Genomic DNA, 13,721 nt, shown 5'->3' with positions numbered 1-13,721 from the left:
GCCGGGACACTTTCCCCACACGCCACGTGGAGCCATAATTGACATGACCGACCCAACCAGCACGCCTGCCGGGGCCGATCCACATACAGCGGCACAGCCTAATACCGGGGAGCACACAAACACCCGGCATATTACGGAATTCGATGCCGACCAGCCCCAACACGCAGCCGCCCCTGTCGGGTTTGCGGCGCTGCTGGGTGTGCTGGGTGTGGTCTATGGCGATATCGGCACCAGTCCGCTTTACGCGTTCCGCTCTACCGTTGAAGTCATTTCTGGCCACCATACCGTTGCCCCGTGGGAAATACTGGGTGTCGCCAGTCTGATTTTCTGGACGCTGATCCTGATTGTCACGGTGAAATACGTGCTTCTGATCATGCGCGCCGACCATCACGGTGAAGGCGGGATTCTGGCAATCAGTTCCCTGGCACAACGGGTGGCCACCAGCCCCAAAACCCGATTATGGCTTGGTCTGGTCGGGATTGTGGGGGCTTGCCTGTTTTTTGGTGACGGGATTATCACCCCGGCTATCTCGGTATTGTCAGCCATTGAAGGGGTGGAGGTCAGCGTCCCCGCTGCCCATGATTTTGTTATTCCCATCGCCATTCTGGTCATTATCAGCCTGTTTAGCGTGCAATGGATAGGCACAGGCAAAGTGGGGGCCATTTTCGGGCCTGTCATGCTGCTCTGGTTTGGTACAATCGGCGTCTTGGGGCTGCTGCAAATCCTGCATCACCCTGCCATTCTGATGGCCCTTTCTCCCGTCTATGCGCTGGAGTTTGTCTTCTATCATGGCAAGCTGTCTTTTCTGGCGCTGGGTTCCGTCGTACTGTGCGTTACCGGGGCAGAAGCCCTGTATGCTGATATGGGGCATTTTGGTCGGGCCCCCATTCGCTATGCGTGGATTTTCTTTGTGCTGCCCATGCTGGTGCTGAATTATTTTGGGCAGGCCGCACTGGTTATTTCTGACCCCAAAACATTGGTAAATCCGTTCTTCCTGCTGTGCCCGCACTGGATGCAGGGACCGATGATTGTGTTGTCAACACTGGCCACAGTCATTGCCAGCCAGGCTGGCATTTCAGGTGGCTTCTCTATCTGCCGGCAGCTTATCCAGCTTGGCTACATGCCGCGCCTGCGTATTACCCACACCAATGCGGATGAAGAAGGCCAGATCTACCTTCCCGACTTCAATCGTTTCTTGTGCATTGGGGCTGTGCTTCTTGTGGTGGCGTTCCGTAGTTCTGATGCACTGGCATCTGCTTACGGCATTGCGGTTACAGGCACGTTTATCTGCACGTCCGTACTCGCCATTGTGGTGTTCAACCGTCACTTCAACTGGCCCCACTACAAGGTAGCGCTCATTTTCGGCAGCTTCCTGCTGCTTGATCTGATTTTCTTCTCCGCCAATGCGCTGAAAATTCCTGATGGCGGATGGGTGCCGGTTCTGCTGGGCTGTGTACTGACCCTAATGATGACAACGTGGAAAAAGGGCCGTGGCCTGATTGTCAGCCGCCAGCGTCAGGACAGCCTGCCGGTTGGTTCCTTTATTGCGCGTCTGCCACAGTCCCGCATCATCCGCGTGCCGGGTATGGCAGTGTTCATGACCAGCACGCCTGACTTTGTCTCTCCGTGTCTGCTGCATAACCTGCGTCACAACAAGATTCTGCATGACCACATGCTGTTCGTGACCGTGCAGAACCTTGACCAGCCCGAAGCCGACCGTGGGCACCGGGTATCCGTTGAAGAACTGGCCCCGAACATTTACCGGGTTATTCTGCGCTACGGCTTTATGGAAATGCCGAACATTCCACGCGCCCTTGAAGACCTGAAAGCAAACGGCGTTGATTTCGATGCCTTGCAGGCTTCCTACTTTACATCCCGCGAACTGATTACCCGTTCATCCGTGCCGCGCCTGTCACATTGGCGGATGTCGCTCTTTCTGTTCATGGCTCGTAATTCAACGTCCAGCATGGAGTTCTTCCGCATTCCGCCTGATCGCGTGGTGCAGTTGGGTGTGAAGGTGGCAATCTGAACACGCCCGAAGAACCACTTGCTCTCTACATCCACTGGCCATTCTGTCTGGCCAAATGCCCGTACTGTGACTTCAATTCACACGTGCGGGACAGGATGCCAGAGGCCCGCTTTGCCAAAGCCCTCCGTACGGAACTTGCCCATGATGCCGCACGGCTGGGCCGTCGAAAACTGGGGTCTATTTTCTTCGGGGGTGGCACACCATCCTTGATGGCACCCGAAAGTGTGGCGGCCCTGATTGAAGATGCCACTACGCTGTTTGACCCTCTGCCCGACCTTGAAATCACGTTGGAAGCCAACCCCTCAAGTGTGGAAGCAGGCCGCCTGAGCGGTTTTCGGCAAGCCGGGGTCAACCGCGTGTCTTTGGGCATACAGGCGCTGGATGATGCGGCCCTGACATTTCTGGGGCGCGAACATTCTGCAACACAGGCGCTTGCCGCGCTGGAAACCGCCCGTACCCTGTTTCCACGCATTACATTTGACCTGATCTACGCACGCCCCGGCCAATCCCTCGCGGATTGGAAAGCCGAGCTGAATAAGGCTCTCAGTCTGGTGGCCGACCATGTGTCGCTTTACCAACTGACCATTGAACCCGGTACAAAGTTTGAGGCCCTTTATCGCACAGGCACCTTCACCCTGCCCGATGAGGACGAAGCCGCTGCCCTGTATGAGGAAACATCCGCCATTACCGCCCAACATGGGTTAGCCGGATACGAGGTCTCGAACTACGCAAAACCCGGAAGCGAAAGCCGCCATAATCTGACCTATTGGCGCTACGGAGATTATCTGGGCATTGGCCCCGGGGCTCATGGGCGTCTTACGCAGGGCAACGCCCTGTTCGCCACGCGTCGTCATCGCGCACCGGAACCATGGGCTGATCTGGTTGAACGCATAGGCACCGGTCAAACATCCCAAGATGAACTTGTGCCTATGGAACGCGCCCGCGAAATGCTGCTGATGGGATTAAGAGTGACAGAGGGTCTAAACTTGGACCGCTTTGCAACCCGCACAGGCATGACGCTGACCGAGGCAACAGACGTAACAATTTTGGCCGCAGCCCTTGAAGAAGGATATCTGGAGCAAACTGCGACGAGGTTGTACGCCACCCCGGAAGGCCGACTACGACTAGAGGCTCTGCTGCGCGCCCTTGTGCTCTAAAACCCGCGGCGGCTCCTCGCCCTACTTTGCACTATGCTTTCTTTGATGGTTCGACGCTTCATTGCACGTTTCCCGTCCAGAAAAACCGTGCAGAATTACGCTAAAAAAGCACTCGATAGCCGGAGCATTTACGAACCATGATCAGGTTTTTAGCCGCTTCCTTTACTTATGTTATGATGACGCCCGACCATCCCTGATACAGGGGTTTAATGAACCTAAAGATTGCAGGCTTTGGTTCGCTTTAGATGCCACCTCAATCTAAGACCGAAACGCCGACATCCATCCCTAAAGCGCCTTTGCACCTAGTCCCCAACTGTGAGCAGAATGTATCGCCAAGGCTGCTATCGGTCGTAACAGGCCCTACAATGCGAGCATTTTTTTCCCGTCACAAGCAGAAGCATCTTTTTTTAGGCGTCAACATCTCTCTATAGTCCCAATTAGTTCCTTTACTGGAGCAGCCATTTTTCTCCTGCCCCGAGGCTCCCATGCGTCTGCCCATCTCTCTTTCCGCTTTACGCATCACCACCGCCGTTGCGTCAGTTCTTGCTCTCCTGTCCACACCTGTTTCGCGGGCTCAAGCAGAAGGCGCTTCAGAGCAGGCACTGGTTATTGAAGATAATGATTTCCTCGGTCCGGGCGGGTCTGACATTCAGTCTGTCATTCCGCTGCTGGCCAACCCGCATATCAAGGTTCTGGGGTTTACGGTCAGCACCGGCGATGACTGGGAAAATGCGGAATCTGCACATCTGCGTCGTTTTCTGGAAATCGCGCATAAATCTGATATCCCGGTGGCTGATGGGGCAGTCTATCCCCTGATCAATACTGTAGCCCTGATGAAACTGCGTGAGCAGGAATTTGGTCGTATCCCGTGGAAAGGGGCGTGGGGCGGGTTAGGCTCGATTGATAAGGCCGCAGAAACCCAGCCTGCCCTGCCGAAATTACCAGAGGGCGCACCTAAAACGGCCGCTGCGTCAGAATCCGCGGCCCTGTTCATGATCCGTATGGTCCATGAACACCCTCATCAGGTTACGATTTTTGAAGCCGGGCCAATGACCAATCTGGCCCTTGCCATCCGTCTTGACCCCACATTTGCAGCCACAGCCAAACAACTTGTCTTCATGGGGGGGCTGCTTGACACCAACATGATGTCCATTACCGGCAACGCGGATTTTGCCTCTGACTTCAACATGATTTTTGACCCCGAGGCCGCCCACATTACGCTGACAGCCCCGTGGGCTAACATTACCGTCGTTGGCAATATCTCAAACGATGTGATGATGACCAAAGACTACATGGCAAAAATCAATCAGAAACCCACAGCCGTCACCAGCTATCTGAGCAAATACTATTCACCGCTGCCCATGTGGGATGAAATGGCCGCAGCCATTACGGCTGACCCCTCTCTGATTCAGCAATCCGTCAAAGCCTATATGGATATTGATATCAGCAAAGGCATTCATTACGGCCACGCCCATGTCTGGCCCAAAGACCTTGCACCACGCGCCATGCATGTCCGTGAAGTAACTATCGTCCAGAAAATTGATGCCGACCGGTTCCTGACCAGCTTTGTTCAACAGGCACAATCTCTGTAATATCGCGCTTAGCTATGTGAAGCACGCAAGAATGCGTGCTTTCTTCCAGACTATCAACAAGAAGCAAAAACACGCTTTTCACACTTTGAAATGAAAAGCGTGTTCCAGGTCACAGCAGATTTTCCGCCATTACAGCGAACAGCCGCTTGCAAAAAATGGAATGTTCTCTGGTCTCATTTTGTTCTAACGTAGCCTTATGCTCAACCTGATCAAACTTGTTGTTGGCGTTACTTCTGTTGAAGAACTCAGCGAACGACAAAAACAGGCGACGAACTGCCGTAATCATAGCGAATATGGTGCGTTGCCTGTTGTACACACCCGATCCTTCCCCCGTCGATCAGAAGAAATTCTTGAAGGTGGGTCACTGTATCGCGTGATTGCCGGTTTGATTCAGTGCCGCCAACGCGTGCTAGACATCCAGACAGACACCCGAAGCGATGGCACACAAGGCACGCTCTTTCTGCTATCGCCCGAAATCATCCGAGTGGAACCCCGCGCCCTGCGCCCGTTTCAAGGCTGGCGTTATCTGGACAGTAAGGACGCACCGCCTGACCTGACCGGGTCAATGCTCACAAACCTTCCTCCACATTTACAGAAAGAACTGACCTTACTTGGGTTATAGGGCAACGAGGCAGAATATTATTTCCCACTCTATGTCGATATTAGGTATTTTTCCCGACCTTCGTAACGGTCTCTGGCTTTGACACTATTTCTGTCAAACCGCAGGTAGAATACTATTTTAAGAAAGAGATTACGCAAGACTGAGAAATTTAGCTTTTCAGATAGAAATATTTACTCGTCCACTGCCAGTCATATTTTTTATTTCTGGTTCCAGAAAATCATTCCTTACCAAGTCTATAAGCAATAAAAAAACTCCCGACCTTTCAGCCGGGAGTTTATCAGATAGTCGCTAAATTCTGTCTGTATCAGATCAGAAGTTCATACCTGCCTGCAACAGGAAAGTACGGCCAGCATACCAACCACTATAGGTAGAGTCGTTACTGTTGCTAGACGTATTCACCAGGAACGGAGGCTGTTTGTCAGTCAGGTTCTGAATTTCAAACTGGAAATTCCAGCGCTTCAGATTGTAGTTGAACGTCAGGTCCTGCATCACCATGGATGGCGTTTTAACACGGCCATAACCATCAGATTTATGAATGGTGTAGGTACCATCATTCCAGTGCATGCCGCTCATATACTGCATCATGTAAGTCACGCTGAAGTTGTTATGGTGCCAAGTCAGCGTTGCATAATCACGCACAGTCGGGTTGGAAGTACCACCAGACTGATAAGTGATGGAGCCCAGATAGTTATAGTGTGGGCCACCTGGAATCTGCTGCTGTTTGTAGCTTACAAGACGCTGGAAGTTGTTTTCGACCATGAACCAGTCAGCATCACTCACCCGGAAGCGATAGCTTAGATCCCAATCCACACCGCTGGTTGTTAAAGCACCCAAGTTAGCATTCAGGGCAGAAACGGTATTGATCTGTCCATTTGCAAGACGAGTTACATAATTACACATGGTCGGGCTGGAACCCGTGTAGCATCCGTCCAACACATACTGGGTGGAAAGAGCACCAATCGTATCGGAAACACGATAGTGCCAGAACGATGCACTCGTGGACAGGCCACGGATCCAATGCGGCGTGAAAGTGGCCCCAAACGTATAGGTACGGCCCACTTCAGGACGCAGGTTAGGATTACCACCAATCAGCGTTCCAACCTGACCAGAACCCGCCTGCTGGAAGGTCTTGGTGTTTATGCCCTTCTTCATGCAGTTCGCCATAACAGCAGCCTGACGCCCACCATAAGTGGTAATCTGTGTCATGTCACACGGATCGTTCGCGCCAAGATAGCTCATAACCGTGCCACCGTACATTTCGGACACGCTAGGCTGACGGAATGACGTACCAAGAGTGCCACGGAACGCTACATCACGTGTCGGTGCCCAGTTGATACCAGCCTTCCAGTTATAGGTGCTGCCAAAGGTGTTATAAGTAGAATAACGACCCTGACCATCAATGGAGAGGTTTTTTGCAAATGGGACGTTCTTCAGAAGGGTAAGGTTACCCTGAATGTAAGCTTCTGACACATTGAAGCCACCGCCAGTTGCTGCAACTGTATTGGTCAGAGAGCCGCCACTGGCGATAAGCGGGTCAGGGTGATAACTAAACTGCTCGCTACGGTGTTCCATACCCAGCGCAATACCCAGATCCCCACCGCCCTTATAAGGCATTTTCACAACATGGTCGTTGTGAATACGCATATTAGTATCGCGCATGGTGTACTGTGAATTATCGTGTTCGGTATAGTTTGCGTATCTTGCCGCTTCCGGAGAAAGCGCACCCAGCGCGCTTGACTGCACGCAACCAGCATACCCTACGCAAGAATTAGGGTTATAGACGAGAGCAGTAGCTGAATCACCTGGTGTTTCGGCATCAAGGCCCCATTCACGCAGCAGATTTGCATAATTCCCAACGCCAGAAGTCTGGAAGCTCGCCATCGTAGAACCATAAGTGAACGAGGCATCGTACATCCAGCCAGCAGCGATTTCGCCACTTGCACCCACTTTTGCCGTCAAGCTGTCAATAGCTGTTTCAGTTTTACGATTACCGAACTCTGACATACGGCGGTACATCTGCAGTTCTTCACCGCTGGTATTACCGGGATAATCGGTCGGGATCATAATTGCGCTTGGCAATGTTGAAGGCGCAACACTCCCCGTCGCAGGCATGGGGGCCATCTGCGTCCACGACGTTTTATGGCTGTACATCACGTTTGAATACAGCGTAAAATGCTTGTCAAAATCGTAATGGGCATCGCCCATTAAGCTGGCATTTTGCGTCTGATTCAGCAGCGATGAATCTTTGTTATAATTGTAACGGTTATCTTTGCTGTAAGGTATCAAAGATCCCTGATTATTGCTGTTATAGGTATCACTTCCAAAATACGTGCCTTTGGAAGAAATGATTGAACCATAGCTTACGCTGGCAGGGTTTGCAGGGTTATTTGCCTGCGGATAACGAGACCAGGCACGATCTTTCATCATGACACCACCCTGTGTGTCATACTGGCCCATTACAGTAATGTTGCCGCGATCATGGTCGAAGTTGAAGCCTTTGTAAGCAGAAATCAGGCCGGTACGGTTATCTCCACGCTGGGTAATATTCCCACGAAGGTTTACGCCACCGGTATTGATGTTGTGCTTCAGTTTGATGTTGATCACACCTGATACGGCATCAGCACCGTACAGTTCAGACCCACCATCTTTCAGAATTTCAATCGACTGAACAGCCATAACCGGAATGGTGTTCATATCAACGCAGGAACTGGTGCTGTCACCGCTTTGGGTCAAACGCTTGCCGTCGACCAGAACCAGAACACGGTTGGATCCCAGGTTACGCAGATCCGTACAGGAGATACCTGCCCCGCCATTGGTATCAGCGTTACCACGGCCGCTTGAACCGATAGACGGCATACGCTGCAAAAAATCACCCACATTGGTGATACCAGTTTGCTGGATATCTTTTGCGCTAATGATCTGAACCGGGTTCGGGCTGGTGTTGCGCCCCTGACGCAAGAAAGACCCCGTCACCAGCACAGATTCTGTGCCACCATCAGCCGTATCGGTTGCCCGAGCACGCTTGATGGTTGAAGAGGCTACAGGCGCTGACTGCACAACTGTTGGCGTCACCCCTGAGACAGGAGCCCCTGCACGGGGTGTCGTTGCTGTGTGAGCAACAGAAGCTTTTTTGACTGATTTAGAATGCACAGCCCGCGTAGCGTGCGAAGATGTTGCCTTGCTGGTTGCAGCATCGGCAACAACCGGAGCAGCCGCAGCCATCACAGGCAACGCGTAAAGCAGTGAAAAAGAAAGAGGCAGACGCTTCTTCCGGCGGTCTCTATGAGACATCCACTAAGTCCTCTTTGAAAAACCGTGAAACATTTGTGACATAATTTGGTGACATTGGGCTTAAGGAATGATTCCAGTATCTGTCGATGCTTAAATTTCGGTTCTGGAACCTTTTACAAATTAGTGCTGCATTTTCGTCACACCAGCGTTGCACATCTTTCGACAGCAGTCTGAGGAGCGACAAATTATTTATAAAAATTCCGCTAGAATCATCGTTTCGTTTCCAAAAAGAACTTTGTCGGTTTATCGCTATTTGCTGTGCTTCAAATGCCACACTCATTTCTTGACACCCCTACTCAGCACCTCATAACCGATAGAAATCACGCCTCCTCGACCATGTCGGGTTTGTGTCCATCATGGCCATACCGAGGCATTAGGGAGAAACAGTATGCGTTATCGTTCCTGGCTGTACGCCATTACAGCCGCCACCTGTTTGACCAGCGGTGCGACTGTTGCAACAGCGGCCAGCCTGCCAGCATCCAACCCCTTTGCTGCGGAAAGCACGCTGCCTTACCACGCACCGCCCTTCAATCTGATCAAGGATTCCGATTACCAACCTGCTTTCGAGCAAGGGATGGCCGATCAGAGCGCAGAAATTGATCGAATCGCGACCAACCCCGAAGCAGCGACCTTTGAAAACACGATCGCAGCCATGGAACGCTCGGGCCGCCTGCTTGACCGTGTCAACGAAACCTTCAGCGGTGTGTATTCTGCCAACACCAATCCTACACTTGATAAAGTGCAGGAAATCATTGGCCCGAAACTTTCGGCCCATCAGGACAGCATTTACCTGAACCCGAAGCTCTTCGCACGCGTACAGTATCTGCATGCTCGGCAGGATGCTTTGGGCTTGAATGCAGAACAAAAGCAGGTGCTTGATGTGTATTATCAAGCTTTTGTCCACGCAGGGGCACAGCTTTCAGATTCAGACAAAGCAAAGCTGCGCGATCTGAATACACGCATTTCCAAGCTTGAAACGCTCTTTCAGCAGAAACTGCTTGCTGCCACAAAAGCAGCTGCTCTGGTTGTTTCAGACAAAGCAAAGCTGGCAGGTCTGGATGACGCCGCCATTACCAATGCGTTCAACGCTGCAAAAGACCGTAAGCTGACAGACAAATGGCTTCTGCCACTTCAAAACACCACACAACAGCCCCTGCTATCGGCTCTGACTAACCGGGAAACACGGCAGGCGTTATTTGAGCAGTCCTGGAACCGCGCTGAAAAAGGCGGCGAGAACGACACACGCGACACGATTGCGACCCTCGCCCAACTGCGTGCCCAGAAAGCAGGTCTGTTTGGGTACAAAAATTACGCCAGCTACGTCCTGTATGATCAGATGGCTAAAACTCCCGAGGCAGTTCACGGCTTCATTGCCAAGATCGTCCCGGCTCTGGCAGCCGAGCAAAAGCGTGAAGTTGCAGAGCTTCAGAACCAGATCGACAAAGACAGCAAGAAAGGTGGAGCAGCCTTTCAGCTAAAACCGTGGGATTGGTCCTACTACGCAGATCAAGTGCGCAAGGAAAAATTCAACTTCGACGAAAATCAGGTCAAACCATACTTTGAACTCAATACCGTTTTGCAAGACGGTGTCTTCTTTGCCGCAAACCGGTTGTATGGCATCACGTTTAAACGCCGCACGGATATCCCGACCTACAACCCGGATGTGATGGTGTTTGAAGTCTTTGACAAAGACAAGTCACCACTTGGCCTGATCTATTTTGACTACTTCCAGCGCGACAACAAAAACGGTGGTGCCTGGATGTCAAACTTTGTTGGCCAGTCTTCACTGCTGGGCACCAAGCCTGTTGTCTATAACGTTGGTAACTTTGCCAAACCGGCAGAAGGGCAGCCTGCCCTTATCTCGTTTGATGATGTTACGACCATGTTCCATGAATTTGGACATGCGTTGCACGGTCTGTTTGCCAGCCAGACTTACCCCATTGTCTCTGGCACATCTGTCGCACGCGACTTTGTGGAATTCCCCTCACAGTTCAACGAGCACTGGGCGCTTGATGCCACGGTCCTGACCCATTACGCCCGCCACTATAAAACGGGTGCACCTATGCCCGGCAACCTGGTGTCGCAACTGAAAAAAGCGGCAACATTCAATCAGGGCTATAAATTTGGTGAAGTTGTCAGTGCAGCAGAGCTTGATATGGACTGGCACAGCCTGACTGCTGAAGACCCAAAACAGGATGTCGATACGTTTGAAAAAACGGCACTGAGCAAAATGGGGCTGGATACGGAAAACGTGCCCCCCCGTTACCGTTCAAGCTACTTCCTGCATATTTGGGCTAATGGCTATTCTGCTGGCTATTACGCCTATCTGTGGACCGAAATGCTGGACGACGACACGTTTGCCTGGTTCGAAAAGAATGGTGGCCTGACACGCCAGAATGGCCAGCGTTTCCGTGATATGATCCTTTCTCGCGGCCATACGCAGGACTATGGGCCAATGTTCCGCGCCTTCTATGGTAAGGATCCTGACATTGAACCGATGCTGGCATCCCGTGGTCTGACCGTAAAGAAAAACTAGTGTTTATAAAAACCACTTCTCAATACAGGGTCTAATCACCCTTTGCTTTGAGCAAAAAAAATAGGCGTTCACAGGGGTATCAATAATACGATACCCCCTGTGAACGCCATTTTTCTCTATGTAATTGTTGAATACATCGATCACGCTGTATTCAGCCCAATAAGATTTTCTAAAATATGCAGTTCTTTCCGCTTCCCGAAAGGATTGGTAAGCTTCCGGGAAATATTAAGTGTAGCAAACAATATTCTGTAGAACGAGCGAGGCTAACACAGCACTGAGTCAGCGCAGCTTTTCTCTATTCTATATAAATATTTCTTCTTATTGAACGCCATTCTCAAACTTTGACCAATTATCGACAATTTCATGAAGCGCCTTCGCAGCTACCTTATAGCCGTTCTCTAATGCCTCTGCCTCGCCCGAAAACGTATCATTCGCAGACTGGACAGCTGTTTGACCGGGGGCCTGCTCTGTATAATTAGATGCACTCCGTGAGATTAACACCCGGTTCATATCGGCTCGCCCTGACCGGGTCAGGCGTTTCATTGCTTCCATGATGCCTGCATCTTCCATATTGCTTTCAACAAAATTGCTCTGGTTCTGAGAAAGCATTTTCACCCAATCCCGTGCGAACTGCGTCATGATCTTACCATGCCAGAAGGCATCCGCAGCAAAATCACCCCCCACCACAACACTCGGCAATTGTTTTGCTGCTTTGGTCACGCGACGCTTCCGTTCCATCTGCAACGCAGGAGCATCAACGAGGGGTAGATCTTTTGTTAGGTCATAAGCCCACTTTACCAAAGCGGGATTAAGTTTGTACATCATAGCATGATCAATACTGCCATCCGGACCCTCTCCTCCGGATACGACATATTGGTTCGGCTTCTGCGCGGTAATCATATAATAACCATACGGCCAGTTTTTAGGGGCCTCTCTGGGGTCAATATACTTGCTGATGTCACTGACAACATAATCAGCCCACGATACAGAGCCGACGGACGCAACGTTCTGGTCAAAACCAGAAATTGCAGAAACAATCCAATACGCTTTGCTTAAATCAAACCGGGGATCAAACCCCAAAGCCATTACGGAAGATGCTGCTGGTGAAAGCGTGGTGCCTGTTACTACATAGAGAATATGGTGGGTAGATTCTGTATATATGTCATGTACACCGGCGGGAAATGGTAATTTCTCGCTTAGTTTTTCTCCCTCAACCCATGGCTGAAACTCTCCTGCCCGGTCTCCTGTGTCCTGCCCAATTTCGTATGTTGTCAGCACAACGGCCCGAATATCCCAAGGCTTTCCAGAACCCTGTTGAGATGATGAAGGCGTTGCACACCCGGCCAACAAGGCCGCCGCAAGCATGGGAGTAAAGGAACGCAGCAAATATTTCATGGTGCAATCTCCGAAACAGAGGGGATATGAGCGCGATAATAAGCCCAATGCGCAACAAGTTCCGCAATAACGGGAGCCCCCACGCGCTCATTATTATCAAAAGCAGCGACCTGCCCCGGTCCTTCATCCCCCATGGATTGGGTGATAGACATATGGGGCGCAGGCATGCTGAAATTACTGCCGGAACGCAAAACCATGATACGGTCAGGGTCAATGTAGCCCAAACGAGCCAATAACCGCATTTCGACCTGATTGGTCTGGCTTTCCTCATTCGTCATGACAAACTGGCCTTGGTTTCTGGTCCATAACCGAACCCAGTCCTCCGCCCATTGATTACGTTGCGCACCGTGCCAGTAGCGTAATGCCCCCAAGGTTTCACCCTCAAGGACAGCAGGAGGCTTCTGGGCATTGGGATAACCCGTCCATTGCGCCCGCCGTTCCGCCAGAACAGGATCATCACGCAAGGGCACGTTTCGGCTGATGGTATAAGCCCAATGCTCCAGTTTCTGATTAAGCGGATAAGCCTTTGTCAATTCAGCAACATCTGTCACTGACCCATAATGATTGGGATTATTGGGAAGCGTATTTGGTTTATCTGCTCCAATTGCATAAAGACCATATGGCCACCCATCAGGAATGGCTCGATCATCGATTTCCCGTAGTGCGTCTCCATCCACGACCCAGCGTGCCCATGCCACACTTCCTGCGGATGCCACATTCGGGTTAACACCTGAAATTCCTGTAAAAATCCAGTATGTGTGGCGAAGATCAAAGTGCGTATCCAGTGCCAAGGCAGCAAGGTCAGTCACACCATCTTTCAGCACAATGCCGTAAACCCCATCCTTATTACGCCGCATGATCTGTGTCGGGATACCAGCAACAGCCACACGTTTATCCAGATGTAAACGTTCGACCCAAAACTGATATTCACCCGGTGCGTCACCAACATCCGCTCCGTTCTCCCACCCGGCAACCACGATCACTTTTGGCTCCAGCTTGGGCGTTGCTGCGACGGCAGGATAGATTGTCAGGATACTTGCAATAGAAAAAACACTACACAACATAGGTTTTTTGGCAGAAAAATTTTTTCGATGCATAG

The 13,721-nt window shown here is 51.2% G+C and carries 8 protein-coding genes; 5 read left to right on the top strand and 3 right to left on the bottom strand.

Going from position 1 to position 13,721, the window contains the following annotated elements; genetic code table 11:
• The first annotated feature begins 43 nt into the window (after positions 1 to 43).
• From Abin_RS01600 to Abin_RS01585, 4 genes are all read left to right on the top strand, one after another.
• Complete coding sequence (locus Abin_RS01600) at positions 44 to 2,029, top strand: potassium transporter Kup (RefSeq protein WP_048844613.1); 1,986 nt, start codon at positions 44 to 46, stop codon at positions 2,027 to 2,029.
• On the top strand, positions 2,026 to 3,186 hold the full coding sequence (hemW, locus tag Abin_RS01595; protein WP_048844612.1) for a radical SAM family heme chaperone HemW: 1,161 nt from the start codon (positions 2,026 to 2,028) through the stop codon (positions 3,184 to 3,186). Before Abin_RS01600 ends, hemW begins: the two co-directional genes overlap by 4 nt.
• 485 nt (positions 3,187 to 3,671) lie before the next feature.
• Positions 3,672 to 4,778 (top strand): nucleoside hydrolase, encoded by a 1,107-nt coding sequence (locus tag Abin_RS01590; protein WP_048844611.1) that lies wholly within the window; start codon positions 3,672 to 3,674, stop codon positions 4,776 to 4,778.
• 196 nt (positions 4,779 to 4,974) lie between these two features.
• On the top strand, positions 4,975 to 5,400 hold the full coding sequence (locus Abin_RS01585) for a DUF1489 family protein (protein ID WP_048844610.1): 426 nt from the start codon (positions 4,975 to 4,977) through the stop codon (positions 5,398 to 5,400).
• A gap of 309 nt (positions 5,401 to 5,709) precedes the next feature.
• Here the strand turns inward: Abin_RS01585 and Abin_RS01580 are convergent, their stop codons facing one another.
• A complete protein-coding gene (locus Abin_RS01580; RefSeq protein WP_255319232.1) occupies positions 5,710 to 8,691 on the bottom strand; it encodes a TonB-dependent receptor domain-containing protein in 2,982 nt (993 codons plus the stop codon).
• 388 nt (positions 8,692 to 9,079) lie between these two features.
• On the opposite strand from Abin_RS01580, the gene Abin_RS01575 reads away from it, so the two are divergent.
• The gene (locus Abin_RS01575; protein ID WP_048844609.1) at positions 9,080 to 11,227 is read left to right on the top strand and encodes a M3 family metallopeptidase; all 2,148 of its coding nucleotides are present in this window, start codon (positions 9,080 to 9,082) and stop codon (positions 11,225 to 11,227) included.
• Positions 11,228 to 11,545: 318 nt separating this feature from the next.
• On the opposite strand, the gene Abin_RS01570 is transcribed toward Abin_RS01575, so the two are convergent.
• Together Abin_RS01570 and Abin_RS01565 are read right to left on the bottom strand one after the other, a co-directional pair.
• Entirely contained in the window at positions 11,546 to 12,622 is a 1,077-nt protein-coding gene (locus tag Abin_RS01570; RefSeq protein WP_048844608.1) for a purine-nucleoside phosphorylase, read from the bottom strand.
• The gene (locus tag Abin_RS01565) at positions 12,619 to 13,686 is read right to left on the bottom strand and encodes a purine-nucleoside phosphorylase (RefSeq protein ID WP_048844804.1); all 1,068 of its coding nucleotides are present in this window, start codon (positions 13,684 to 13,686) and stop codon (positions 12,619 to 12,621) included. Before Abin_RS01565 ends, Abin_RS01570 begins: the two co-directional genes overlap by 4 nt.
• Positions 13,687 to 13,721 lie beyond the last annotated feature (35 nt).

Source organism: Acetobacter indonesiensis, assembly GCF_000963945.1.
Taxonomy (GTDB): Bacteria; Pseudomonadota; Alphaproteobacteria; order Acetobacterales; family Acetobacteraceae; genus Acetobacter; species Acetobacter indonesiensis.
The sequence above is the reverse complement of the archived record's forward strand: the minus strand, read 5'-3'. Positions and strand labels throughout refer to the sequence as shown.

Excerpts from the sequence above, each read along its gene's own strand:
- Abin_RS01585 (WP_048844610.1), top strand. The coding sequence starts at position 4,975 with ATGCTCAACCTGATCAAACTTGTTGTTGGCGTTACTTCTGTTGAAGAA.
- Abin_RS01570 (WP_048844608.1), bottom strand. The coding sequence starts at position 12,622 with ATGAAATATTTGCTGCGTTCCTTTACTCCCATGCTTGCGGCGGCCTTG.
- Abin_RS01600 (WP_048844613.1), top strand. The coding sequence starts at position 44 with ATGACCGACCCAACCAGCACGCCTGCCGGGGCCGATCCACATACAGCG.
- Abin_RS01575 (WP_048844609.1), top strand. The coding sequence starts at position 9,080 with ATGCGTTATCGTTCCTGGCTGTACGCCATTACAGCCGCCACCTGTTTG.
- Abin_RS01565 (WP_048844804.1), bottom strand. The coding sequence starts at position 13,686 with ATGTTGTGTAGTGTTTTTTCTATTGCAAGTATCCTGACAATCTATCCT.
- Abin_RS01580 (WP_255319232.1), bottom strand. The coding sequence starts at position 8,691 with ATGTCTCATAGAGACCGCCGGAAGAAGCGTCTGCCTCTTTCTTTTTCA.
- Abin_RS01590 (WP_048844611.1), top strand. The coding sequence starts at position 3,672 with ATGCGTCTGCCCATCTCTCTTTCCGCTTTACGCATCACCACCGCCGTT.